Here is a 23,134-nt window from a genome sequence, read left to right on the forward strand (position 1 = left end):
GTCAGCCGACCCGTTGGACGGCGCCGAAGCGGTCGACGGTGACCTGGACCGCGGCCTGGCGGGCGTCGGCGACCTCGTTCTCCTTCAGCGTCCGGTCCGGCGCCCGGAACCGCAGCGCGAACGCGAGCGACTTCTTGCCCTCGCCGATCTGCTCACCGGTGTACACGTCGAACAGCCGAACCGACTCCAGCAGCTCGCCCGCGCCCTCGGCCAGCGCCGCTTGCACATCGGCCGCCGCGACCTCGGCCGGGACGATCAACGCCACGTCCTCCTTGGCCACCGGGTACGACGAGAACGGGTGCGCGGTGATCGACTCCGGACCCGCCGCGATCAGCGCGTCGAGATCCAGCTCGACCGCACTCGACCGAGCCGGCAGGCCGAACGCCTGACAGACCTTCGGGTGCAGCTCACCCGCGTGACCGACCACGGTGCCTTCGACCGAGAACTCCGCACACCGGCCCGGGTGCCACGGCGCGAGCTCCACGTTCTTCACGACCGGCTCGACACCGACCACCGACGCGATCAGCCGCGCGATCTGTACCGCGTCGGCCCACCCGGCCGGGCGGCCCTTGCCCCACCAGCCGGTCGGCGTCAGCGCACCGGTCAGCACCACTCCGACGTGCAACGGCTGGTCCGGGAGCGCGTCGTACAGCGACTGGATCTCGGCGTCGCTCGGCCGTTGCGCGACCGACGGCAGCGGAGCGGGCTTCGTCTCCGCCTTCGGCAGGAACACCAGGCCGGTCTGGAAGATCGCCAGGTCGTTCGCGCCACGGCCGACGTTGCGCTCGGCGGTCCGGAGCAGGGTCGCGAGCAGGGTCGTCTGCATCGACGGCTCTTCGTCGGAGATCGGGTTGACGAGCTTGACCGTCGTACGGCGGACGTCGTCGGCCGGGACGCCCATCGCGTCGAAGTCGGCGTCACCCGTGAACGGGTACGACACCACCTCGGTCAGCCCCGCACCGACGAGGGCGGTCGCCACCCGGCGGCGCCGGCGCTGCGATACCGTCAGCCCCTGCCCACCCGGCGCGGCCGGCAGGACCGACGGCACATTGTCGAACCCGAACAGCCGGATCGCCTCTTCGGCGAAGTCGTTGGGGTCCCGAAGATCCGGCCGCCACGACGGCGGGGTGACCGTCAGCAGATCGGCGCCCTCGACGTGGGTGGACCCGACGGTGGTGGCGCCGACCTCGGCCAACGCCGGAGCGTGCACACCCGCGGCCAACGGAGCCGCGACCGCATCCGCCGCAGCAGCCTCGACCGTGCAGCCCACCGAAGTCAGGTGCCGAACCGTCTCGTCGAGCGTGATCACGGCACCCGCAACGCGGGCAGCGTGGTCGGCGCGGAGCGTGACCGGGGCCGGCTTCGGGTGGGTGTCGACGACCGTCTCGTCCGGGAGGATCGTGCCGCCCGCGTACTCGGCGAGCAGGTCCGCGACGCGCTGAGCGGCGTACCGCGGCAGGTTCGGGTCGACCTCGCGCTCGAACCGGCGCGACGCCTCCGACGACAGCTTGTGCCGGCGCGACGCCCGCGCGATCACGATCGGGTCGAAGTGCGCGGCCTCGATCACCACGTCCGTGGTGGCGTCCGAGATCTCCGTCGACGCACCACCCATCACACCGGCGACACCGATCGGACCGGAGTCGTCGGTGATCAGCAGGTCCTCGGCGTCCAGCTCACGCGTCTGGTCGTCCAGCGTCATCAGCTTCTCGCCGGCGTTCGCCCGCCGTACGACGATCTCCCCGGACAGCCGCGCCTGGTCGTAGGTGTGGATCGGCTGACCCAGCTCGAGCATCACGTAGTTCGCGACGTCGACCCCGATCGAGATCGGCCGCATCCCGGACGCGAGCAGCCGCTTCTGCATCCATCGCGGCGACAACGCCTTCGCGTCGATCCCGGTGACGGTCCGCGTGACGAACACACTGCACGCCTCGGCGTCATCCACCCGGACCGGGTAGCCGTTGGCACCGGACCCGTTCAGCGTCAGGTCGGCCGGGTCCTTCAGCTCCACGCCGTACGCCGTCGCCGCCTCGCGCGCGACGCCCCGGATCGACAAGCAGTACCCACGATCCGGCGTCACCGCGATGTCCAGTACGTCGTCCCGCAGCGATAGCAACTCGATCGCGTCGTCTCCCGGTGTGCCCTCGCCCGGCTCCAGGACGACGATGCCGTGCATGCCGTCGTCACCGAGACCAAGCTCGGCGCTCGAGCAGATCATGCCGTTCGACACGTGCCCGTAGGTCTTCCGCGCCGAGATCGCGAACCCGCCGGGCAGCACCGCGCCCGGCAGCACGACGACCACGAGATCGCCGACCTCGAAGTTGTGCGCACCGCAGACGACCCACTGCGGCTCGTCCTTGCCGATGTCCAGCGAGCACCAGCGGATCGTCTTGCCGTTCTTCTGCGGCTCGTTCTCGTACGTGAGCACCTTGCCGACCACGAGCGGGCCGGTCAGGTCGGACTCCTCGACGGTCTCCACCTCGAGGCCGGCCCGGATCAGCTTCTCCGCGACGTCGCGGCCGGTGACGTCGCCCGGCAGGTCGACGTACTCACGAAGCCATGACAGTGGGACCCGCATCAGATCTCCATCCCGAACTGGCGGCTGAACCGCACGTCACCTTCGACCATGTCCCGCATGTCCTCGACGCCGTTGCGGAACATCAGCGTCCGCTCCAGGCCCATGCCGAAGGCGAAACCGGAGTACCGGTCGGTGTCGATGCCGTTGGCCTGCAGGACCCGCGGGTTCACGACGCCGCAGCCGCCCCACTCGATCCAGCCCTCGCTGCCACAGGTCCGGCACGGCCGGTCCGGGTTGCCGACGGACGCGCCGCGGCAGACGAAACACTTCAGGTCCACCTCGGCCGACGGCTCGGTGAACGGGAAGAAGTTCGGCCGCAGCCGCGCCTCCAGGCCCTCACCGAACATCGAGACGACGAAGTGGTCGAGCGTGCCCTTCAGGTGCGCGAGCGTGATGCCCTCGTCCACGACCAGGCCCTCGACCTGGTAGAAGACCGGCGTGTGCGTCGCGTCCAGCTCGTCGGTGCGGAACACGCGGCCCGGGCAGATCACGTAGATCGGCGGCTTCCGGGTCAGCATCGACCGCGCCTGCACCGGCGACGTGTGCGTCCGCAGGACCTTGCCGGAGCCGGCCGGCTCGACGAAGAAGGTGTCCTGCATCTGCCGCGCCGGGTGGTCGGGCTGGAAGTTCAGGGCGTCGAAGTTCAGCCACTCGGCCTCGACCTCGGGGCCTTCCGCGACATCCCAGCCGAGCGCGGTGAACACGTCCGCGACCTGCTCGGAGATCAGCGACAGCGGGTGCCGCGCGCCGAGCTGCGGGGTGTGCCACGGCAGCGTCACGTCGACACGCTCGGTGTCCAGCATCCGCTCCTCGTGCTCGGCCTCGAGCACCGCGAGCCGGGACGCGAACCCATCGTTGATCGCCTTCCGGGCCGCGCCGATCCGCTGACCGGCCTCTTTCCGGGCCTGCGGCGGCAGCGCGCCGATCTCCCGGTTGGCGAGCACGATCGGCGACTTGTCGCCCAGGTGCACGGTCTTGGCCTCCTGCAAAGCAGCCAGATCGGCCGCCCCGCTGAACGCCGTCAGCGCCTCGTCGCGAGTCCGCTCCACCTCTTCGGCATGCAGCGGCGTCACTTCAACCGGGTCGTAATCAGTGTTGGGACCGGACATGGCTCGCTCTCAATTCGGAACTACTGCGGATTGCAGTCTAGAAACCCGAACCCCAAGACCGTGAATCGGCTGTCCACAACCACCGCCCTGTCCGAGAGGTCGGGGAGGATTTTGCTCCCGAATCGGCACAAAATCCTCCCCAACCCAGCGACACGGCGAGCGGCGGCGTTGTCCCTCGTCATGTCCCGCCAGCGACTGGCAGAGCGCCAATCGCACGGTTGGCGGTTCGCGAGACGCCTGGACGAGCGAGGACAGGTGGCGATGGCGGGTGACGACGACCCCGGACTTCGGCTCCACGCGACGCGAATGCGGTACTGCGACATGGATCCTCTCGTCCCGCCAGCTCCCGGCAACGCCGTACCTGCGGAGCGCGGTCGGACCCGTCAACGCCGCGTTCGGACCACAAGACAGCCACGCCGCCCACATTCTCGTTTCCCACGGCAGCGGGGACAGCGAGCTTGGGGAGGATTCCTTCCCAATTCGGGACGAAAATCCTCCCCAAGCCGGGGTTAGCCCAGGCGGTGGCGGGCGCGGATGACTCCGACCAGGATTCCGGCGGCGGCTAGGAGGGCGCCGATGCCGATGGGGAGGAAGACGGTTGGGTAGTCGACGACTGCGGCTGGGTCGGCCCAGGGCTCGTGGCCCGGTTTGGGCTCGGCGAGGAGCAGGTAGACCGCTCCGGCCACGTCGTACGCGGTCGAGAGGACGATGGTCAGGATCGCGAGGCCGCGGGCCCACTTCAGCACGCGACGGTTCCCGCGCGACCGGCCGAACAGCATGGTGCCGAGCGCGAACGGGAGCAGCATCAGCATCGACATCAGGACCAGGTTCGCGACCCCCTGATCAGACACGAACCCTCCAGCGGAGCGCACGCACCGCCCAGACCAGGGCCAGCAGACCGATCAGAAGGACCCCGAAGCCGATCGGGAAGAAGAACCTCGATCCGTCGTCCCAAAGACCGGCCGGCTCGTAGGTGAACTGGTCGACCGCACCGGCCAGCAGGTAGATCACCATCAGGATCGTCATCAGCCCGCCGGCCGTGACTCCGGTGACCGGCGCGACCACTTCCGTGCGAACCCTCTCGCGCCGGACGAGGCCGACCATCACCACAGCGGCCACGGTCGGGCCGACGATCGCGGCGATCCACGCCACCACGACCAGCGGGAGGTGGTCCTCTTTGTCGACCCCGCTCAGATCGACCAGCGTGTACGCCAGGAACGACAGAACTGTGCACAGCGCCACGGGCGCGATCGCCAGGCGCGCCCGCAGCGCGACGCGCTCCAGCCGGATCCGTCCGAGCGCGACGGACAGCAAGGCGAACGGGACCAGCACCAGCGCGGCCCAGACCAGCAGGTTGAAGGCGGATTGCTCGGTGCTCGCGTACTCCGGCTGAATGCGCGCGAGCTCCCGCTTGGTCAGACCGGATCGGCCGGCCCAGACGAGGTCGGCCGGGTCCATGTCGTCGATCCGTGCGAGATTCGCCTCGGCCGCGATTCGGCGTACGGCGGCGTGCTCGCCGGACTCCCGCATCAGGTGACCGACCGCGCAGTGCCGGCCGTCGGTGTCCACGAAGTACGGCGTACTGCGCAGGGCGGTGTCGTTGCGTGGGAAGGCACGGCTCTTGCGGTACTCCCGCAGTACGTCGAGATTCCGCAACCGCTCGGGATCGGCAGACGAACGGTGGCGGATCTGGAACTCCGCCGACCAGAGATGGATCCGGGTCGGCAGGTCGATCAGCCACCGTCGCGTCATGCCTGAATGCTGTCAGTGCACGGTGTCAGTGCACTGCGTCATCCACGGCCGGGGCCGTCTCCTGCACCTTCTTCTCGCCCTTCGGGAGGACCGCCAGGGCCACAACCGCCCCGGCGATCGCACCGATCGCACCGACCGTCATCGCGATCGACATGGCGTCGACGAAGGCATGCTTGGCCGCGCCGAGGAAGTCCGGGCCGAGCGCCAGCGTGTCGGCGATCGACTTGCGGGCCGCTTCCGGAACGGAGTCCGGCAGGGCCGACGAGTACGCCGCGGCGAGCACACTGCCCAGTACGGCGACCGACAGCGCGGCACCCGTCTGCTGCACGGTGTCGTTCATCGCCGAGCCGACACCGCGGTGCTCCGCCGGAACGGCCTGCATCAACAGCGTGTACGCCGCCGGGCCGGCCAGGCCACCGCCGATCCCCATCACCAGCAGGCCGATGATCAACAGCCCGTACCCGCTCGTGTCGGACACCTGCGTCAGGATGCCGAAGCTGCCCGCGATGATCAGCAGACCGAGCGAGATCAGCGTCCGGTCCGCGACCTTCTTCCCGAGCGTCGCCCCCAGTCCGTTGAACAGCGCCGCGGACAGTGCATACGGGATCAACGCCAGGCCGGCCTTCAGCGGCGTGTACCCGAGCGCGAACTGCAGGTACTGCGTCAACGCCAGCAGCAACCCACCCGCGGTGAACGACAGCAGCACGATCGAGAAACTCGTACCACTGAACCGCCGGTCCTTGAACAGGGCCAGCGGCACCATCGGATGCGCGCTCCGCTTCTCCCACACCGCGAACGCGGTCAACGCGACCACACCGACCGCGAGCGCGCCGAGCACCCGGGCGGAACCCCAGCCGTGCAGCGGGATCGAGACGATCGCCCAGACGATCGACGCCATACCGACGATCGTCAGGACGGCGCCCGCCGGGTCGACGTCGCGGGCCGGACCTTTCGACTCCGGGATGATCGCGAGCGTGCCGATGATCGCCAGGATCGCGATCGGCACGTTCAGCAGGAAGATCGAGCCCCACCAGAAGTGGTTCAGCAGTACGCCGCCGACCGTCGGGCCGGCCACCACGCCCACCATCGCGACCATCGACCAGCCCGCCATCGCCTTGCGCTGCTCCTCCGGCGGGAACACCGTGAACAGCAGCGACAGCGTGCTCGGCATCAGCAGCGAGCCGCCGACACCCATCAGGCCGCGGCACGCGATCAGCTGCCACGGGTTCTCGGCCAGGGTCGCCAGCATTGACGCCAGGCCGAACACGACCAGCCCGAGCAACAGCATCTTCCGCCGGCCGAACCGGTCGGACAGGCTTCCGGCGGTCAGCAGCAGCCCCGCGAACGCCAGGATGTACGCGTCGATCACCCACTGGATGTCCGCGGGGGTCGCGCCCAGATCGCGCATCAGCGACGGGATCGCCAGGTTGAGGACGGTGTTGTCGACCACCAGCACCATCAGGCTCAGACACAGGATCATCAGGATCCACCAGCGCCGGGGATGTCCCTCGGTGCCGGAGGCTTCGGACTCGAACGGTGTACTAGTCACTCGCACACTGTACGACGATCTCGTACGGTGTGCGAGTCCTTTGTAGGATGGACCTCATGAAGGACTGGATCTGGACGCGGGAGCGCAAGGCCGCGCCCGCGCGGGAGACACTCAGCCGGGACCAGATCGTGGCCGCGGCGATGGCGATCCTCGACACCGAGGGCGTCTCCGGGCTGAGCATGCGGAAGCTGGGCACCAAACTCGGCTCCGGCGCGACCAGCCTCTACTGGTACGTCGACACCAAGGACGACCTGGTCGACCTGCTGATCGACGAGGTCTGGGGCGAGATCGACGTACCCGAGCCGGAGCTGGCCGGGTGGCGGGCGGGTGCACTGCTGTTCGGGCACAGCCTGCGGTCCGCCGTACTGCGGCACCCGTGGCTGCCCGAGGTGATGTACACCCGCCCGAGCATCGGCCCGAACGCGATGTCGATGGGCTCCCGCGGGCTGGTGCTGTTCGGAGCCGCCGGCTTCTCCGAGCACGAGATCGACCTCGCGATGGGCAGCGTGATGTCGTACGTCCTCGGCACGGTCAGCGCCGAGGTCGCCACCCGCGAGATGGTCCGCAAGTCCGGCCGCTCGGAGGAGAACTGGGTCACCGACATCCTCGAACAGGCCCAAGCCGTGGCCGGCGACTACCCGGAAATGCAGAAGTCGGTCCGCCGCCGCACCTCGATGGACCTCGACTCCGGGCTCACCGAGAACTTCGTCTTCGGCCTGGACGCCCTCCTCGACGGCCTCCAGGCCCGCGTCAAGAAATAGATCCCCTGCTCAGCTTGTCAGGCCGAACCAGGGTCCCTTGGCCAGCTCGTCTTCCAGCACCTTGCGGTCACCTTCTCCAGCGACGTGCCCGGTCAGTTCCCGGGCCTGATCCAGCTCGGCGCGTGCGGCGGCCGGCTGTCCGGTCGCCGCCAGCGCACGGGCCAGTGCTTCCCGCGCGAACGGCTCGTCCCAGTCGGCCATCTGCTCCGGGAACGCCTGCACGAGTTCGAGACAGCGGCGTGCGTGCTGCAAGCCGATCTCGGTCCTGCCGATCCGCAGCGCGACCCGCGCGATCAGGTGCTCGCCACGGGCGTGGTTGGCCTCGTTCCCGGCTTCGAGCCAGTGCAGACAGGCGGCGTAGGCGCCGTACAGCAACCGCTCCTGGTCCTCCGTCGGACTGGTCTCGTCGATCTGCTCGAGCAGGTCCCAGGTCTCGTTGTTCAACTCGACCCCGAAGTACCTGTGCAGCTCACGTCCCTCGACGAGCTCGGTGGCGACCTTCTCCATCAACTCGGGCCAGCTCGCCAGGCCGTACTCACGGGCGATCGTCAACTGCGCGTCCCGCAACGTGAAGCCGGCCTCGTCGTACGCCGGGTGGTGTACGCGGGCCCGCTCGATCGCATCCGGCCGCCCTTTGGCGACCGCCTTCCGGAGCTCCTTCGCCCGGGCGCGCAACTGACTGAGACTCGCCTTCGCGGGCAGCGGCATGGTCGACATCGACAGTCCTTCCAGGACAACCCGCTCCGCTGAATCAGGCCGTCCCGAAGGGTCAACCGGCCGACACAAGTACTGCTCTCATCATCCAGGTGCACTCGGTGCTTGCCGCGAAGAGGAGGCGCCCTGGTGCGCGCTACCCCAACGCTGACACGCCCCCCAACCCAACGTCAACCGCGCCCGCCGCCGTGCCAGGGACACACGGCCCGGGCCGCGACACAGGATGATCGGGTTGGTGGCGGCACGGCCCCTCGCGGGCCCTGTGATGTGCAAGCTCGACAGGTAGTACACCGGCGAGACACTGTACACACGAACACGTTCACGCTCAGGTGCACTACCCAGCCACCCGACACATCCTGTCCAGCTGCAGATCACACCAAGTCCGACGCCGCCCTGGAACCCGTCGACCACCCACACATCAGGAGAAGAGCCGAAATAACCTGTGCGCCGCCACCACGACCTGTTCAAACGCCCGGTAGGTGGATCGGGTTGGTCCAGGCGCGGGCGCCGGTTGCGTCTTCGGTGGTGATTCGGCAGTGGGTGTTGCGGAACAGGTGCAGGGGGAACGTGCACTCGGTGAGGTTGGCGCCTTGGATCACCTCGGCGCCGGGGTGGCCGCCAGATAGGAGGATCTTGGTGGCGGGTGAGCAGTGGACGGTGATCTCGTCGCCTTCGATGCGTACGTCGTACAGCTCGGGGCCTGTGCTGGAGTAGAAGTGGCCGGCCTTCAACGCGGTCAGGAGGGCATCCGGAGCGAGAGTTTCGGCGCGGACGTGGATCCAGGCCTGGCAGGGCAGCGGGTCCTGGGGTTGCAGGTGGGCGTCGTCGGCGGCGTACGTCGTCAGTCGGTGACCGCGGTTCAGGAGGACATCGGTGAGGTGCCAGCTGTCGCCGCGGTTCTCGCGGTCGGCGAGGGCGTTGTAGACCTCGACCGAGTGGGCCGCGTCCAGGCTCTCGGCATCGACGACCGTCAGCAGCGACGCCGACGGGTGCGCCATCCCGACCCACGCCCCCGCGGCCCGCGCACGACGCGCCAGCTCGGGGCCGGTCTCCGTCTCCCCCGGCGGCGCGAAATCGAGCGGCAGTCCGACCGCCACGATGTGCCACGCCTGACCCGCCTCGGTCCGCGGCGCGTGCAACTCGGCGCCGATCAGCGTGGTGAATCCGTCCGCCCGCAGCTCCCGCGTGTCCGTCATCGGGAACCCGTACTCCGCGCGGAAGTGATCGGTGATCGCCACGATGTCGTACCCGGCGTCCCGATAGACCTGCGCGGTCTCGGCCGGCGACAAGGCTCCGTCGGAAAGGTTCGAGTGCGTGTGCAGGTTCCCGCGCCAGAACCGCCCCGGGAGATCGAAGATCATCGGCGCTGCGCCCGGGCTGAGGCGTACAAGCAGATCGCGGCGGCGGTGGCCAGGTTGAGGGACTCGGCGCGGCCGTAGATCGGGACCTTCACCGAGTGGTCGACGAGGGCGTTGATGCCGTCCGGCAGGCCGTGGGCCTCGTTGCCGAACAGCCACACGGTCGGCTTCGCGAGCGTGCCGTCGTCGATGCAGGTATCCAGATCGGTCGCGCCGTACCCGTCGGCGGCGAGCACCTGCAGCCCGTGCGCACGCCAGGTCTCCACGGCCGCGACGATGTCGACGTCCGTGCTGATCGGCACGTGGAAGATGCTGCCGACGCTGGCCCGGACCGCCTTCGGGTTGTGCGGGTCGACGGACTCCGACGTCAGTACGACGGCATCGGCGCCGGCCGCATCCGCCGTACGGATCAAGGTGCCGACGTTGCCGGGGTCGCGGACCTGGACGCCGGCGGCGACGAGCTGGAACGAGCTGTCCGGCAGCGGAACGGTCACCAGCGAGCAGACCGCGACGACCCCTTGCGAGGTGACGGTCTCACTCAAGCTCTCGACGGCGGCGCGGTCGACCTCGAACCACGGGACGCCGGCCGCCGCGGCGAGGTCGTAGAGGTCACGATGCCGGGTCGCCAGCGCGGGTTCGGCGTACACCTCGATGACGAGCTCGCGATGCTCGAGGGCCTCCCGGACCGCCTGTGGGCCTTCGACCAGGAATCGTCCGATCTTGCGCCGGAACGCACGAGTGGCGAGCCGCCGGGCCTGTTTGATCCGCGCGGATTGCGCGGTCAGCAGACCGGGACTCGCCACTTGCTTGCTTACTTCAGTGGTCTGCGGCTCAGGCCGCGGCGTCGCTCTTCGGCGCGTTCACGTCGGTCGGCAGGGCGGCCTTGGCCAGCTGCACGAGCGCGGAGAACGCGGCCGGGTCGTTGACGGCGAGGTCGGCGAGGATCTTGCGGTCCACCTCGACCTCGGCCAGGCGCAGACCCTGGATGAAGCGGTTGTAGGTCAGGTCCTCGGCGCGGACCGCGGCGTTGATGCGCTGGATCCACAGCTTCCGGAAGTCGCCCTTGCGCGCCTTGCGGTCACGGTAGGCGTAGACCAGCGAGTGGGTGACCTGCTCCTTGGCCTTGCGGTACAGCCGCGAGCGCTGGCCGCGGTAACCGCTGGCCTGCTCGAGTACGACCCGGCGCTTCTTGTGGGCGTTGACTGCCCGCTTCACGCGTGCCATGAGGTGTTACTCCTTGTATTTCTGCGCCGGAGACAGGATTGCCCACGCGGCGGGGGATGTTCGGGAGGGGCGAGGCGGAGGCCTCAGATGCCGAGAAGCTTCTTGGCCTTCTTGACGTACGCCGGGGCGACCTCGACGGTGCCGGACAGGCGGCGCTTGCGCTTCGAGGACTTCGCCTCGGCGAGGTGGCGGACACCGGTCTGCTCACGGCGGATCTTGCCCGACCCGGTGACCCGGACGCGCTTCTTCATCCCCGAGTGGGTCTTCATCTTCGGCATGGCTGTTGTGCTCCTGATTTTCTTCGTTGACTCGATCGTCGGTACGACGGGCTCCGGCTGCCTCGGGCGGCCGGAGCGTTCCGTCACTCCGGGTCGAGGTTGTCGGCCGGACCCTTCGGCTTCTTGGTGACACCGGCGGCGCGTTCGGCCTCGTGGGCCTGCACCTGCTCGGCGCGCTCCTGGCGCTCGGCCTCTTCATCGGCCTCCCGCGCGGCCTTGCGCTCTGCCTTCTCGGCTTCCACGTCCACGCGCGCTTCGGACTTCTTCTTGTGCGGTCCGAGCACCATGATCATGTTCCGGCCGTCCTGACGCGGCGAGGACTCGACGAAGCCGAGCTCGGTGACGTCTTCGGCCAGCCGCTGCAGCAACCGGAACCCGAGCTCGGGCCGGGACTGCTCACGTCCGCGGAACATAATGGTGATCTTGACCTTGTCCCCGGCCTTCAGGAACCGCACTACGTGACCCTTCTTGGTCTCGTAGTCGTGCGGGTCGATCTTCGGCCGCAGCTTCATCTCTTTGATGACGGTGTTGGTCTGGTTCCGGCGGGACTCGCGCGCCTTCTGCGCGGTCTCGTACTTGTACTTGCCGAAATCCATCAACTTGCAGACCGGAGGCCGGGCGGTTGCGGCGACCTCGACCAGGTCGAGATCGGCTTCCTGGGCCAGCCGAAGTGCGTCCTCGATCCGGACGATGCCTACCTGCTCACCGTTCGGTCCGACCAGCCGCACCTCGGGAACGCGGATGCGCTCGTTGACGCGCAAATCAGTGGTGATGGGTCCTCCTGGGTTGAACTCGTACTGGGTGCCACCTCGCAATCACCGCGAGCCCCCTGAAAAACACGAAGGCCCTCGTGCGATCACACGAAGGCCCAATTCCCAGATGCACGTCGCCCCAACCCTGCGGCTGGTACGCCGTACTGTCGCTGTGATCCTCCGGATGTCCTCCAGTGGCTCTCAGCGTGACCGGGACCCGCCGACTGTTCATCGACTGGGTGGGAGGTGGCCCTCCGCTTAGACTCGAACCACTGGCGGTCCTGAACTATTCCGCTCAGGGGTCACCAATGGACCGGGTCGGTCGCCATGCAAGAGTAGCAGCATGACCGACGCAGATGCCACCTCACAGCCTGACCCCCTCTCGACCGCGTCCCGCGACATCGCCGAGGTCCCCGCCGTGGAGATCATCTCCACCGCCGCGCTGCACCTGATGAGCGCCGCCGCCGTCAACCTCGGCCTGGCCGCGGACCTCCCGAACCACAAGGACCTCGACGAGGCCCGCTCGCTGATCGACTCGCTGGCCGGCCTCCTGGACGCCGCCGCTCCCTCGCTGGGCCACCACCACGCCGCGCCGTTGAAGGACGGCCTCCGCTCCCTCCAGCTCGCCTTCCGCGAAGCCAGCACCATCCAGGACGAGGCCGGCCAGGGTCCCGGCGAGAAGTACACCGGCGCGGTGTACCCCTCGGCCACACAGAGGTCTTGAGTCAGGGGTCTTGAGGCAGGGGTCTTGAGGCAGGGGTCTTGAGGCAGGGGTCTTGAGCTGGAGCGCGCTCCAGCTCCTAGCGTCGGGGAGATGGACTACAAGAATCTCGGAACGACAGGTCTGAAGGTCAGTGAGCTCTGCCTGGGCGCGATGATGTTCGGCGACCGGACGGACGAGCAGGACAGCCGGAAGATCCTGCAGAAGTTCACCGACGTCGGCGGGACGTTCATCGACACGGCCGATGTGTACGGCGCCGGCGCGTCGGAGGAGGTGCTCGGACGCTGGCTGAAGACGCAGCAACGCTCCGACTACGTCATCGCCACCAAGGTCTGGGGACGGGTCGGCCCGCGGCCGACGGATCAAGGACTGTCCCGCAAACACATCCTCGACGCGATCGACGCGAGCCTGCGGCGCCTCGGCACCGACTACGTCGACCTCTACCAACTCCATCTCTGGGACGACAGCGTGCCGCTCGCCGAGTCGCTGTCGACACTGGACGGCCTCGTGCGGGCCGGCAAGGTCCGCTACATCGGGGTCAGCAACTTCCGCGGCTGGCAACTGCAGAAGGCCGTCGACCTGTGCGCGCAGAACGGCTGGGAGCCGCTGTCCAGCCTCCAGCCGCTCTACACCTTGCTGGACCGATCGCCCGAGTGGGAGCTGCTGCCGGTCTGCAGGAACGAGGGCCTCGGCGTCATCACCTGGTCGCCCCTGCGTTCAGGCTGGTTGTCCGGAGCGTTCCGGCGCGGCATGACCGCACCGCCCACGGACAGCAAGGTCACCACGCCTGGCACCCATTCCTGGGACCGCTACGCCAATGAGCACACGTGGCACGTGATCGACGAACTGACGGCGGTCGCGGCCGAGACCGGTCGCACCCTCCCCCAGGTCGCTGTCCGCTGGCTCATGCAGCGTCCGGGCGTGACCGCACCGATCATCGGTCCGCGAACGCCGGAGTACCTGGACGACCTTCTCGGCGCCGCGGAGTTCTCGCTCGCGCCGGAGCACCAGGAGCGGCTCGACGTCGCCAGCCGGCCGGAGTCGGTCCCTTATCCCTACTTCTTCGACTGACCCGCTTCTCCGCGGTAGTGGGCGATCTTGTCGTCCAGTACGCCGAGCGCGAGGTTCATCTTCGCGATCTCACCGTGCAGCCGGGACCGGTGCTCCTCGAGCAGCTCGACCACACCGGTCGGGCCGCCCGAGCGGTCCCGCAACCGGCCCATCAAGCGCTGCAGGTCGCTGATGCCGAGTCCGGCGTTGCGCAGGCACACCAGAAGCCCGACCCAGGCCATGTCATGGTCGCTGTAGACGCGGCGGCCCGTGGTAGTTCGACGTACCGGACCGAACAGTCCGAGACGTTCGTAGTAGCGCAGGGTGTCCAAACTCAGACCGGTGCGCTCGGACGCCTCGGCCGGTGCGTACGTAGTCATGAGGTCCATCCTGTGTCCTGGAGTGCGCTCCAGGTCAACTACGGTGAGGCGTTGTGACTCATGACGGCGTGCCGGCTCCGGTGGCGAAGCTCGATGCGCGGCAGTTGCTGCGGGACGTCAATCAGGCGACCGGTGCCGGGCTGGAGTTCCTGGGGCAGGCGGGCCTGGGCGAGGTCGGTGCCGCGTTCGTGCGGTGGCCGGACGGGCGGGACGGCGTATTGACGCGCGGATACGGTTCCCTCGCCGACCTTCGGCGTACGGCGGAAGCTCTCGAGGCAGCGCGGCGGGGCGGGCTGGCTGTCCCGCAGTACCAGCTACTGGCGGACCTGCCGGATGGCATCGGCATAGTGCAGGAGCGGCTGCCGGGCCGGCCACCGGAGACGGTCGACCGCGCGTTTCTGGAGTCGATGATCGCCCTGACCGACCACTTCACCGGCCTGGCACCCGACCTGCCGGTCCCGTCGATGTACCTGCTCGAAAGCGGTCCCGGCTTCTGTCTGCACGAGTCCCTCCAGCGGTACGACGACCGCACCCGGAGGCTCCTGGACCGGATCCACGAGGTCGGCCGGGACGAGCCGAGCGGCATGACCGGCGACGACCTGGTGCACCTCGACTTCCACGCCAACAACGTGCTGACCGACGCCGGACGGATCACCGGGATCGTCGACTGGGACGGCATCGGCCGCGGCGACCGCCTGTTCGCGCTGGTCACCCTGCGGTTCGACGCCCACGTCCGTCTCCCCGACGCGGACCTGACCTGGTACGACGAGCTCCTCGAGCGCACCCTCGACCCCGCCGTACTGCGCCTCTACTGGGCCCACATGTCCTTGCGCCAGGTCGACTGGTCCATCCGCCACCACACCCCCGCCGACACCACCCAGTGGCTCGACTTCACCGAAACTCGGATGAGCTGACAACCCTTTTCGGGCCTGGCCGAAACGGGCTCGAACCAGATGCCGGCGGCCCTGCCAGCGAACTAGTTTCGGTGGTGGGTCTTCACTCGGGGGGCCCTTGAGGTTAAGGGGAAACCATGCGCAAGATTGCGATGAGCGTGGTCGGGATCGCCGCTGCTGTGATCGGTACGGGCGCGGCGCTGGCGCCGACGGCGAACGCAGCCACGACCGGGACGACGGCGTCCTGCCCGTCGGGTGCGGTCTGTCTGCGGGAGCCCAACGGCAGCATTCTCAGCAAGAACATCTGGTACAGCTACGGCGCGCACAACCTGTCGAACGTGACCGGCACCAAGGTCCTGATCAACAGCCAGACCGGGGGCGCGGGCTTCGCCATCTGCAAGGGCTACAACGGGACGAACTGCTACCCGGTGCAGCGCTACACCGGCGCGTACCTGCCGTACGACTTCACCCCGATCAACTCGATCGTGCTCGTGAAGTAGTTCGACAACAGGAACCGGCTCCGACCTTGCAGGGTCGGAGCCGGTTTCGCTGTGGTCAGAGGCTAGCCCTTGACCGCGCCTTCCTCGACGCCCTTGAAGAAGAAGCGTTGCAGGGTGGCGAAGACGATCACGATCGGGATGAACGCGATCATCGTGCCGGCCGCGATCAGCCGCGGGTTGTTGCTGAACGTGCCGGACAGATACTGCAGGCCGACGGTCAGCGTGTACTTGTTCGGATCGGTCAGCACGATCAGCGGCCACAGGAAGTCGTCCCACGCGCCGATGAACGCGAAGATCGCGACCACGCTGATCGTCCCGCGCACCGACGGCAGGCCGATGTACAGGAACCGTTGCCACGCGTTCGCCCCGTCCACGACCGCGGCCTGGTCGACTTCGACCGGCAAGGACCGGAACGCGTTGTACATCAGCAGCACGTTCAGCGCACCGATCATTCCGGGCAGTGCGACACCGAAGAGCGTGTTCGCCAGCCCGAACTCCCGGACCGTCACGTACTGCGAAATGATCGTGACCTCACCCGGCAGCACGAGTGTCGCCAGGAACAGCCCAAGGACGATCTTGCGGCCGCGGAACTGCAACCGGGACAACGCGAACCCGGCCAGCGACGCCCCGATCACATTGCCGCCGACAACCAGAAAGGCGACCACGAGCGAGTTCCGAGCGTAGTCCCAGACCGGGATGGTGTCGGTGACCTCCTTGTAGTGGTCGAACGTCGGCTGCGCCGGCAGCAGCCGCGGGATCCGGGTGTAGATGTCCTCCCCGGATCCCTTCAGCGACGTCGACAGCTGCCAGAGGAAAGGCCCGATCGTGATCAGCAGCACGAAGACCAGCAGCAAGTACCGCGCGACCTTCTCCCGCGGCGACACCGAGTTGAACCCTGACGAACGACGCCGCCGTACGGACTTCGGCGCCTCTGGCGCGACGGCCGGCCGCGCCGGATCGGTGACAACGCTCATGCTTCGGCTCCCCGGCGGTTGAGACGGGCCAGCACCAGCATCGGTACGACGGTGACGAAGAACAGCACGATCGACAACGCGGACGCGTACCCCAGGTTGCCCTCGAAGCCCTGGCTGTACTGCTGGATCAGCATCACGACCGAGTTGTCCCGGCCACCCGGACCGCCCTTGCCGCCGCTGAGGATGAACAGTTCGGAGAACACCCGCAGCGCCGACACCGAGATCAGGATCGAGATCAGGATCATCGTCCCGCGAACGCCGGGAATGGTCACGTGTACGAACCGCCGCAGCGGTCCTGCACCGTCGACCGCGGCCGCCTCGTGCAGCTCACGCCCGACGTTCCCGAGGGCGGCCAGGTAGATGATCATGTAGTACCCGAGCCCTTTCCAGATCGTCAGACTGATTGCGCTGAGCAACAACAACCACTGGTCGGACAGGAACGGCAGCGGCCCGGAGATGACGCCGAGCTTCTCGGCCAGTCCGTTGACCAGGCCGCGGTCGTCCAGGATCCACTGCCAGATCAGCGCCACCACGACCGCCGACGCCACCACCGGGGTATAGAACGCGGTCCGGAAGAACGTGATCCCGGGCAGCTTCTTCTCCACCAGTACGGCGAGCAGCAGTGGCAGGACGGTCAGGAACGGCAGACAGACCACCATGTAGATGACGCTGTTCAGCAGCGCCCACCGCAACTGTTCGTCGTGCAGCAGGGTCTCGAAGTTCTTCAGCCCGACGAAGTGGCCGCCGCCGATCGGTTTGGCGTTCGTGAACGACAGGATGACGGTGTTGATCGACGGCCAGAGGTTGAACACGAGCAACCACACGAGTGCTGGGATCACCAGCACCCACGGGGTGAACCAACGGTTGTAACGCATCACTGAGTAAGTAGCTGGTTGGCCTTGGCCACCGCGGCGTCAAGAGCTGCCTGGGACGAGATCTTGCCGGAGATCGCCAGCGAGATCTGCTGCCCGATGAAGTCGTTGGTCGCGCCGCTGATCACCGGCGGCTGCAGCACCTTGGCCTTGGCCAGCGACTGGAACGCGAGCACCTTGGCGTCACTTTCCGGCGTGCCGTCGGACTTCGAGAAGTACGGGTCGGAGGCGGACGCCTTGGTGGACGGGAAGATGTTCACGATCTTCGCGAACGCGGCCTGGTTCTCGGCGTTGGTGACGAACCGCGCGAGCGCGATCGCCGCGGCCTGGTTCTTGGTCTTGGCCGAGACCGACAGACCCTGCACGTACAGCGGCGGGGTGTCGAGCGCGGGCGACGGAACGACCTTGCCCTTCAGCGACGGGTTGTCCTTGTTGAAGTCCTGGATCGCGTTGCCACCACCGGTGGTCCAGGCGACCTTGCCCTGGGTGAAGAGCTTGGAGTTGCCCAGGTACTCGTTGGTCAGGATGTCGCGCGGCATGTACCCGGCCTTGTAGGCGTCGCGGTACTTGTCCAGCAGCGCCGCGGCCTCAGGGGTGTTGAAGGTGAACTTCTTGCCGTCGTCGGAGAGGATCTTGATCCCGGCGTTGGTGAAGTCACCGATGCCCGGCAGCCGGCTCATCAGGTATTCCTTGCCGCCGGTCTTGTCGTGCATCGTCTTCGCGGCCGCGAGCAGCTCGTCGAACGTCTTCGGCGGGTTCTTCACGTCCAGGCCGGCCGCGGCGAACTTCGTCGCGTTCCAGTAGTCGATGTCGGTGTTCAGGTACCACGGGTAGCCGAACGTGCCGTCCATGCCCTGGTACTGGTACGCCTGCACGCCGCCCTCGACGTACTCCTCGTTCAGCTTCGGGTCAGCGGCGGCGACGTCGAGCAGCATGTTCTGCTTGGCCAGGCTGAGAGCGAAGTCGGGCGGCAGGTTCGTCACGTCCGGCAGCGAGCCGGCCGACGCCTGGCTCAGCACCTTCTTGTCGTAGCCGTCGCCGGGCTGGTCCAGCCAGGTGACGTGCGTCCCCGGGTACTTCGCCTCGAACGCCTTGATCACGCCTTCGACGTACGACGTGAACTTGGGCTTCAACGCCCAGGTCTGGAAGCTGACCTCACCGGTCACCTGGGCGTTGGCGTCGACGGTCGGCTTGGCGCCGCCGCTGCTGCCGGAGTCCTCGGAACCGAGGCCGCAACCTGCGAGGGTGAGGGCGGCGGCGGCAAGACTTGCCACGAGCGCCGGACGGCGTCTACGCATGGGATCTCCTGGAATTGATAAACCGGTATAGCTCCCGAACTATCCACATCGTAGAATCCGCTGTCAAGGGCAGGAGGTACCACGATGGTTAGACCGACGATCGCTGACATCGCGACCAGGGCCGGGGTGTCCAAGGGTGCGGTGTCGTTCGCGCTGAACGGGCGGCCGGGGGTCAGCGACGCGACCCGGGAGCGGATCCTGAAGATCGCCGAGCAGATGAGCTGGCGGCCGCACAGCGCGGCGCGCGCGCTCGGGGCGTCGCGGGTCGACTCGGTCGGGATGGTGATCGCACGCCCGGCCCGGACGCTCGGGGTCGAGCCGTTCTTCGCGCATCTGCTGTCCGGCGTGCAGTCAGGGCTGTCGGCGGAGTCGATCTCGCTGCAGCTGCTGATCGTCGAGGACACCGCGGCCGAGATCGAGGTGTACCGGCGATGGGCGTCGGAGCACCGGGTCGACGGCGTGATCCTGGTCGACCTGACCGTGAAGGACCCGCGGGTCGACGAGCTCAAGGCACTCGAGCTGCCGGCCGTGGTGATCGGCGGCCGCGGCGGCAAGGGCGCGCTCGCCTCGGTCTGGGCCGACGACCGCGACGCGATGCTCTCGATCGTCGAGTACCTGGCCGCCCTCGGCCATCGCCGGATCGCCCACGTCGCCGGTACGCCGATCTTCCAGCACACGCAGCGCCGGATCCGGGCCCTCCGCGACGCCGCGCCCCGGCTCGGACTGCTCGACGCCCCCTCGCTGACCACGGACTTCAGCGACGCGGAGGGCGCCGCGATCACCCGCAAGCTGCTGTCCCAGTCCGATCGCCCGACCGCGATCGTCTACGACAGCGACGTGATGGCGGTCGCGGGCCTCGGGGTCGCGATGGAGATGGGCGTCTCGGTGCCCGGCGACCTGTCGATCGTCGCGTTCGACGACTCGATCCTCACTCAGCTCATGCACCCGGCGCTGACGGCCCTGTCCCGCGACACCTTCGACTTCGGCCGCCAGGCCGCCGAGGTCCTGCTCGAAACCATCGCTGACCCCGCCACCGTCATCAACCGCCGCACCTCCGACCCGGTCCTCACCGTCCGCGAGTCCACCGCACCCCCGGCCTGATGCGGACACCTCAGTTGCTCTTCCGGCCTAAACCGATTTAGCATCCTCGGCATGGCTTCGGAGACCGTCACGCCCCGGTTCGGTGCGAACTATGTTCCCTCGGCGGGATGGTTCTACAGCTGGCTGGACTACGACCGCGACGCGGTCCGGCGGGACTTCGCGGACCTGGCCGGGATGGGTCTGGACCACGTCCGGGTCTTCCCGATCTGGCCGTGGATCCAGCCGAACCGGGCGATCATCCGCGAGCAGGCGATCGCCGACCTGCTGGACACGATCGACGCCGCTGCGGAGCACGGCCTGACCGTCGCGGTCGACCTGATCCAGGGGCACCTGTCCAGCTTCGACTTCCTCCCGTCGTGGGTGCTGACCTGGCACAAGAGCAGCCTGTTCGAGGACAGCACGGTCCGCGACGGTCTCACGGCGTACGTCGATGCCGTGGCGCGCGCGGTCGCGACGAAGCCGAACGTCTTCGCGATCACGCTCGGCAACGAGGTCAACAACCTCTGGCCGGACAGCCCGACCACGCCCGAGACCTCGACCGCGTGGGCTCAGGAACTGCTGACGACGGTGAAGAAGGCCGCACCCGACGTACTCGCCCTGCACTCGGTCTTCGACGACGCCTGGTACAAGGGCGACCATCCGTTCCACCCCGTCGACGCGGTGGACCTGGGTGACCTGACCACTGTCCACTCGTGGGTTTTCAACGGGGTCTCACGAGTGGACGGTCCCCTGGGTCCGGCCACCCTCACCCACGCCGACTACCTGATCGAGCTCGCCAAGGCCACGGCACTCGAGCACGACCGTCCCGTCTGGCTGCAGGAGATCGGCGTACCGGGACCCGACATCCCCGTCGACCTGCAGGCCGAGTTCACCCGGCGGACCGTCGAGACCGTCCTGCCGAACCCGGCCCTGTACGGCGTGACCTGGTGGTCCTCGCACGACATCGACCGGCGGCTGCTCGACTTCCCGGACCGCGAGTACGACCTCGGCCTGTTCACCGTCGACCACCAGCGCAAACCGGCCGCGCAGGCGCTCGCGGACGTGATCGCCGAGGTGCGCGCGAACGGCGTGACGCAGCAATCACCCGCCACCACGCTGACCGCGCCGATCAACCTCCGCACCGAGCCGGCACGTCGCGCGGAAGTTGCCCCCGGCAGCGAGTTCCACCTGCAGTGGGTCGATGCCCGCAGCAACGGACCGGTACGGATCGCCCTGCCCTAGGGAGACTTCGCGATCAGTACGTCGATGCCGTCGAGGATGCGGGCGAGCCCGAACTCGAGGTCGTCGTCGAGGTCGTCCTCGTACTCCTGGTTGAGGTAGAGCGACACCAGCGTCGGATACCCGCCCTCCATCAGCCGCGGGACGAGGAACTGGCCGACCTGCTCCGACTGCACCGGCGTGCGATCGCTCGCCCCGAGCTGCCGCGCCAGGCCGGCGTAGTTCCGCGCGCACCCGTCCAGCAGCATCAGGCACCCGAGGTTGTCGTGCTGACTGAGCCCGGTCTCCGCCAGCGCCGCCAGCATCACCTCGACCCAGCGCAGCAGGTTGGGAGTGACGGGCGCGCCACGGATCGGTACGTCGAGCAGCCACGGGCGGTCCTCGTACAACTTGACCTGCGCATCCACCCACGCGATCGCCGCCGCGCGCCAGCCGGACGGCAGCTCCGGCGGCAGCCCGACCGCCTTGTCGTGGACCAGGACGATCAGCTCTTCCTTGGACCGGACATAGCGGTACATCGCGTTCGTGGTGACGCCGAGCTGCGCCGCGATCCGCTGCAGCGAGACCGCCTCGAACCCGTACCGGTCACCGAACTCGATGCCGGTGGCGACGATCTGCTCGATCGACAGCGCCGGCTTCGGCCCGCGCCGCTGCACCGGCAGCACGCCCCACGAGAGGGCGAGCCCCGGCGGCAGGTCCGCACGGTCCTCGGTCATACCTCCCATCCTGACGTACACCGGACCACGCCGAACAGGGGAGCTAGGTCTACCTCGGAAACGGGACCTGAGCACCGGGATCCGAAACTGTTCAACCCATACGCTGTTTCACACCAGGACCTCACCTCAGGACCCGCTGAAAGGACCACCTCTCATGAACACGATCCTCGAACCCCTGTTGACGCCCGACCAGGTGCAGCTCACCGACGCCGATCGCCGCGCAGCGATCAGCAAGCTCGAAAGCGCCGTACGGCAGGCAGCGCTGACCCCGTCCCAGGCGACCGACCGCCAGGCGCAGGTCCTCGCGGCCCGGACTCGCGGCGAGCTGCGGAACATCATGTCGGGTGTCGCGAACGCCGCCCCGCCCCGCGGGCTGACCGTGGCGCTCCAGGCCTTCACCGGTGTCTGGCTGGTCGCCTGCGTGGTCCAGTTCGTGGTCTGGCTGGCCCTGGCGGTCCTCGGTCACTTCGACGGCCCGTGGTGGCTCTGGTCGGACCTCGGTCTCGGCGCGATCGTGGCGATCCTGTGGTGGACCAACGAGTCCTACCACCGCAAGAACGACGTACTGGTCGCACCGTGAACGACACCGTGAGCACGCCAGTGCGACTGGATGATGTCCGGAAGGTCTACGGCACCGGACCCGGCGCGGTCGACGCGCTGGCCGGTGTGACCTACGGCTTCGCCGCCGGCAGCTTCACCGCGGTAATGGGCCCGTCCGGCTCCGGCAAGAGCACACTGCTGCATTGCGCGGCCGGCCTCGACACCCCGACGACCGGTGACGTCCAGCTGGCCGGCAGGTCGCTGCAGGGCCTCGACGAGACGTCGCTGACTGAGCTGCGCCGCGAGCACGTCGCCTTCGTCTTCCAGTCCTTCAACCTGATGCCGGCGCTGACGGTGCGGCAGAACGTCGTACTCCCGATGACGCTGGCCGGCAAACAGCCGGACGACACCTGGGTGACCGAGGTCATCCAGCGGGTCGGTCTCGGCGAGCGCGTCAAGCACCGGCCGAGCGAGTTGTCCGGCGGTCAGCAGCAGCGGGTGGCGATCGCCCGGGCCCTCGCCGGACGGACCGCGATCACGTTCGCCGACGAGCCGACCGGCGCGCTGGACACCACCACCGCGCTCGAGGTTCTCACGCTGCTCCGCGACCAGTCCCGCCGGCTCGGTCAAACGATCGTGATGGTCACCCACGACCCGGTCGCGGCTTCGTACGCCGATCGTGTCGTCTTCCTCGTCGACGGCCGGATCGTGTCCGAGGCCGTCCACCCCACCGCCGCGGCTGTCGCCGCCGAGCTCGCCCAGCTGAGCGCCGGCCGCCTCTCACCCACGGAGAGCTGAC

The 23,134-nt window shown here is 68.2% G+C and carries 25 protein-coding genes; 9 read left to right on the forward strand and 16 right to left on the reverse strand.

The features are described from left to right. Position 1: 1 nt before the first annotated feature. The 5 genes from pheT to E0H45_RS00115 form a co-directional block, all read right to left on the reverse strand. Entirely contained in the window at positions 2-2,575 is a 2,574-nt protein-coding gene (gene pheT / locus E0H45_RS00095; protein ID WP_131334222.1) for a phenylalanine--tRNA ligase subunit beta, read from the reverse strand. Next, a complete protein-coding gene (gene pheS / locus E0H45_RS00100) occupies positions 2,575-3,684 on the reverse strand; it encodes a phenylalanine--tRNA ligase subunit alpha (RefSeq protein WP_131334223.1) in 1,110 nt (369 codons plus the stop codon). Before pheS ends, pheT begins: the two co-directional genes overlap by 1 nt. A 509-nt stretch (positions 3,685-4,193) precedes the next feature. Further along, a complete protein-coding gene (locus E0H45_RS00105) occupies positions 4,194-4,535 on the reverse strand; it encodes a hypothetical protein (protein WP_131334224.1) in 342 nt (113 codons plus the stop codon). After that, a complete protein-coding gene (locus tag E0H45_RS00110; RefSeq protein WP_131334225.1) occupies positions 4,528-5,436 on the reverse strand; it encodes a hypothetical protein in 909 nt (302 codons plus the stop codon). The genes E0H45_RS00105 and E0H45_RS00110 overlap by 8 nt, the downstream gene beginning before the upstream one ends. Positions 5,437-5,461: 25 nt before the next feature. Continuing rightward, entirely contained in the window at positions 5,462-6,985 is a 1,524-nt protein-coding gene (locus tag E0H45_RS00115) for an MFS transporter (RefSeq protein ID WP_238154709.1), read from the reverse strand. A gap of 56 nt (positions 6,986-7,041) precedes the next feature. Between E0H45_RS00115 and E0H45_RS00120 the strand changes: the two genes are divergently transcribed. Continuing rightward, positions 7,042-7,746, forward strand: coding sequence for a TetR/AcrR family transcriptional regulator (locus tag E0H45_RS00120; RefSeq protein ID WP_131334227.1), 705 nt, complete (start codon positions 7,042-7,044; stop codon positions 7,744-7,746). Between the two features lie 9 nt (positions 7,747-7,755). On the opposite strand, the gene E0H45_RS00125 is transcribed toward E0H45_RS00120, so the two are convergent. From E0H45_RS00125 to infC, 6 genes are all read right to left on the reverse strand, one after another. Further along, positions 7,756-8,463 carry a hypothetical protein gene (locus E0H45_RS00125; RefSeq protein WP_131334228.1) on the reverse strand — a complete coding sequence of 236 codons (708 nt, stop codon included), beginning with the start codon at positions 8,461-8,463 and terminating at the stop codon, positions 7,756-7,758. 461 nt (positions 8,464-8,924) lie between these two features. Next, a complete protein-coding gene (locus tag E0H45_RS00130) occupies positions 8,925-9,821 on the reverse strand; it encodes a CehA/McbA family metallohydrolase (protein WP_131334229.1) in 897 nt (298 codons plus the stop codon). Then, the gene (locus E0H45_RS00135; protein WP_131334230.1) at positions 9,818-10,621 is read right to left on the reverse strand and encodes a TrmH family RNA methyltransferase; all 804 of its coding nucleotides are present in this window, start codon (positions 10,619-10,621) and stop codon (positions 9,818-9,820) included. Before E0H45_RS00135 ends, E0H45_RS00130 begins: the two co-directional genes overlap by 4 nt. Before the next feature lie 28 nt (positions 10,622-10,649). Beyond that, positions 10,650-11,042, reverse strand: a complete 393-nt coding sequence (gene rplT / locus E0H45_RS00140; protein ID WP_130383712.1) for a 50S ribosomal protein L20 — start codon at positions 11,040-11,042, stop codon at positions 10,650-10,652. Positions 11,043-11,125: 83 nt separating this feature from the next. Next, positions 11,126-11,320 carry a 50S ribosomal protein L35 gene (gene rpmI, locus E0H45_RS00145; RefSeq protein ID WP_130383713.1) on the reverse strand — a complete coding sequence of 65 codons (195 nt, stop codon included), beginning with the start codon at positions 11,318-11,320 and terminating at the stop codon, positions 11,126-11,128. An 83-nt stretch (positions 11,321-11,403) separates the two neighbouring features. Continuing rightward, positions 11,404-12,081, reverse strand: coding sequence for a translation initiation factor IF-3 (gene infC / locus E0H45_RS00150; protein WP_272948921.1), 678 nt, complete (start codon positions 12,079-12,081; stop codon positions 11,404-11,406). A 334-nt stretch (positions 12,082-12,415) separates the two neighbouring features. Between infC and E0H45_RS00155 the strand changes: the two genes are divergently transcribed. Beyond that, positions 12,416-12,796 (forward strand): DUF1844 domain-containing protein, encoded by a 381-nt coding sequence (locus E0H45_RS00155; RefSeq protein WP_131334231.1) that lies wholly within the window; start codon positions 12,416-12,418, stop codon positions 12,794-12,796. Positions 12,797-12,886: 90 nt separating this feature from the next. Further along, on the forward strand, positions 12,887-13,864 hold the full coding sequence (locus E0H45_RS00160; RefSeq protein ID WP_131334232.1) for an aldo/keto reductase: 978 nt from the start codon (positions 12,887-12,889) through the stop codon (positions 13,862-13,864). On the opposite strand, the gene E0H45_RS00165 is transcribed toward E0H45_RS00160, so the two are convergent. Then, the gene (locus E0H45_RS00165; RefSeq protein ID WP_131334233.1) at positions 13,849-14,223 is read right to left on the reverse strand and encodes a MerR family transcriptional regulator; all 375 of its coding nucleotides are present in this window, start codon (positions 14,221-14,223) and stop codon (positions 13,849-13,851) included. The two genes, E0H45_RS00160 and E0H45_RS00165, sit on opposite strands and share 16 nt — an antisense overlap. Positions 14,224-14,276: 53 nt before the next feature. On the opposite strand from E0H45_RS00165, the gene E0H45_RS00170 reads away from it, so the two are divergent. Further along, entirely contained in the window at positions 14,277-15,137 is an 861-nt protein-coding gene (locus E0H45_RS00170; protein ID WP_238154710.1) for a phosphotransferase enzyme family protein, read from the forward strand. Between the two features lie 116 nt (positions 15,138-15,253). Beyond that, the gene (locus tag E0H45_RS00175) at positions 15,254-15,616 is read left to right on the forward strand and encodes a hypothetical protein (protein WP_130383718.1); all 363 of its coding nucleotides are present in this window, start codon (positions 15,254-15,256) and stop codon (positions 15,614-15,616) included. A 62-nt stretch (positions 15,617-15,678) separates the two neighbouring features. Here E0H45_RS00175 and E0H45_RS00180 read toward each other — a convergent pair whose 3' ends face one another. The 3 genes from E0H45_RS00180 to E0H45_RS00190 are packed head-to-tail and all read right to left on the reverse strand — an operon-like array spanning position 15,679 to position 18,760. After that, a complete protein-coding gene (locus E0H45_RS00180) occupies positions 15,679-16,590 on the reverse strand; it encodes a carbohydrate ABC transporter permease (RefSeq protein WP_131334234.1) in 912 nt (303 codons plus the stop codon). Beyond that, positions 16,587-17,465 (reverse strand): carbohydrate ABC transporter permease, encoded by an 879-nt coding sequence (locus E0H45_RS00185; RefSeq protein WP_131334235.1) that lies wholly within the window; start codon positions 17,463-17,465, stop codon positions 16,587-16,589. Before E0H45_RS00185 ends, E0H45_RS00180 begins: the two co-directional genes overlap by 4 nt. Then, positions 17,465-18,760, reverse strand: a complete 1,296-nt coding sequence (locus tag E0H45_RS00190; RefSeq protein WP_131334236.1) for an ABC transporter substrate-binding protein — start codon at positions 18,758-18,760, stop codon at positions 17,465-17,467. Before E0H45_RS00190 ends, E0H45_RS00185 begins: the two co-directional genes overlap by 1 nt. An 84-nt stretch (positions 18,761-18,844) precedes the next feature. Here E0H45_RS00190 and E0H45_RS00195 point away from each other — a divergent pair, with 84 nt between their 5' ends. Further along, entirely contained in the window at positions 18,845-19,861 is a 1,017-nt protein-coding gene (locus E0H45_RS00195; protein WP_131334237.1) for a LacI family DNA-binding transcriptional regulator, read from the forward strand. 51 nt (positions 19,862-19,912) lie between these two features. After that, positions 19,913-21,082, forward strand: coding sequence for a glycoside hydrolase 5 family protein (locus E0H45_RS00200; protein ID WP_131334238.1), 1,170 nt, complete (start codon positions 19,913-19,915; stop codon positions 21,080-21,082). On the opposite strand, the gene E0H45_RS00205 is transcribed toward E0H45_RS00200, so the two are convergent. After that, positions 21,079-21,795 carry a TetR/AcrR family transcriptional regulator gene (locus tag E0H45_RS00205; protein ID WP_131334239.1) on the reverse strand — a complete coding sequence of 239 codons (717 nt, stop codon included), beginning with the start codon at positions 21,793-21,795 and terminating at the stop codon, positions 21,079-21,081. The two genes, E0H45_RS00200 and E0H45_RS00205, sit on opposite strands and share 4 nt — an antisense overlap. 154 nt (positions 21,796-21,949) lie before the next feature. Here E0H45_RS00205 and E0H45_RS00210 point away from each other — a divergent pair, with 154 nt between their 5' ends. Together E0H45_RS00210 and E0H45_RS00215 are read left to right on the forward strand one after the other, a co-directional pair. Next, the gene (locus E0H45_RS00210; RefSeq protein ID WP_131334240.1) at positions 21,950-22,375 is read left to right on the forward strand and encodes a DUF1707 SHOCT-like domain-containing protein; all 426 of its coding nucleotides are present in this window, start codon (positions 21,950-21,952) and stop codon (positions 22,373-22,375) included. 8 nt (positions 22,376-22,383) lie between these two features. Beyond that, on the forward strand, positions 22,384-23,133 hold the full coding sequence (locus tag E0H45_RS00215) for an ABC transporter ATP-binding protein (RefSeq protein ID WP_131334241.1): 750 nt from the start codon (positions 22,384-22,386) through the stop codon (positions 23,131-23,133). Position 23,134 lies beyond the last annotated feature (1 nt).

This window comes from Kribbella soli, from assembly GCF_004331345.1.
Lineage (GTDB): Bacteria > Actinomycetota > Actinomycetes > Propionibacteriales > Kribbellaceae > Kribbella > Kribbella soli.

Coding starts and splice junctions, on each gene's coding strand:
- E0H45_RS00155 (WP_131334231.1), top strand. CDS start 12,416: ATGACCGACGCAGATGCCACCTCACAGCCTGACCCCCTCTCGACCGCG.
- E0H45_RS00125 (WP_131334228.1), bottom strand. CDS start 8,463: ATGTCGACCATGCCGCTGCCCGCGAAGGCGAGTCTCAGTCAGTTGCGC.
- E0H45_RS00175 (WP_130383718.1), top strand. CDS start 15,254: ATGCGCAAGATTGCGATGAGCGTGGTCGGGATCGCCGCTGCTGTGATC.
- pheS (WP_131334223.1), bottom strand. CDS start 3,684: ATGTCCGGTCCCAACACTGATTACGACCCGGTTGAAGTGACGCCGCTG.
- E0H45_RS00185 (WP_131334235.1), bottom strand. CDS start 17,465: ATGCGTTACAACCGTTGGTTCACCCCGTGGGTGCTGGTGATCCCAGCA.
- E0H45_RS00160 (WP_131334232.1), top strand. CDS start 12,887: ATGGACTACAAGAATCTCGGAACGACAGGTCTGAAGGTCAGTGAGCTC.
- E0H45_RS00180 (WP_131334234.1), bottom strand. CDS start 16,590: ATGAGCGTTGTCACCGATCCGGCGCGGCCGGCCGTCGCGCCAGAGGCG.
- E0H45_RS00110 (WP_131334225.1), bottom strand. CDS start 5,436: ATGACGCGACGGTGGCTGATCGACCTGCCGACCCGGATCCATCTCTGG.
- E0H45_RS00200 (WP_131334238.1), top strand. CDS start 19,913: ATGGCTTCGGAGACCGTCACGCCCCGGTTCGGTGCGAACTATGTTCCC.
- E0H45_RS00195 (WP_131334237.1), top strand. CDS start 18,845: ATGGTTAGACCGACGATCGCTGACATCGCGACCAGGGCCGGGGTGTCC.
- rplT (WP_130383712.1), bottom strand. CDS start 11,042: ATGGCACGCGTGAAGCGGGCAGTCAACGCCCACAAGAAGCGCCGGGTC.
- rpmI (WP_130383713.1), bottom strand. CDS start 11,320: ATGCCGAAGATGAAGACCCACTCGGGGATGAAGAAGCGCGTCCGGGTC.
- E0H45_RS00165 (WP_131334233.1), bottom strand. CDS start 14,223: ATGACTACGTACGCACCGGCCGAGGCGTCCGAGCGCACCGGTCTGAGT.
- pheT (WP_131334222.1), bottom strand. CDS start 2,575: ATGCGGGTCCCACTGTCATGGCTTCGTGAGTACGTCGACCTGCCGGGC.
- E0H45_RS00210 (WP_131334240.1), top strand. CDS start 21,950: ATGAACACGATCCTCGAACCCCTGTTGACGCCCGACCAGGTGCAGCTC.
- E0H45_RS00120 (WP_131334227.1), top strand. CDS start 7,042: ATGAAGGACTGGATCTGGACGCGGGAGCGCAAGGCCGCGCCCGCGCGG.
- E0H45_RS00130 (WP_131334229.1), bottom strand. CDS start 9,821: ATGATCTTCGATCTCCCGGGGCGGTTCTGGCGCGGGAACCTGCACACG.
- E0H45_RS00190 (WP_131334236.1), bottom strand. CDS start 18,760: ATGCGTAGACGCCGTCCGGCGCTCGTGGCAAGTCTTGCCGCCGCCGCC.
- E0H45_RS00205 (WP_131334239.1), bottom strand. CDS start 21,795: ATGACCGAGGACCGTGCGGACCTGCCGCCGGGGCTCGCCCTCTCGTGG.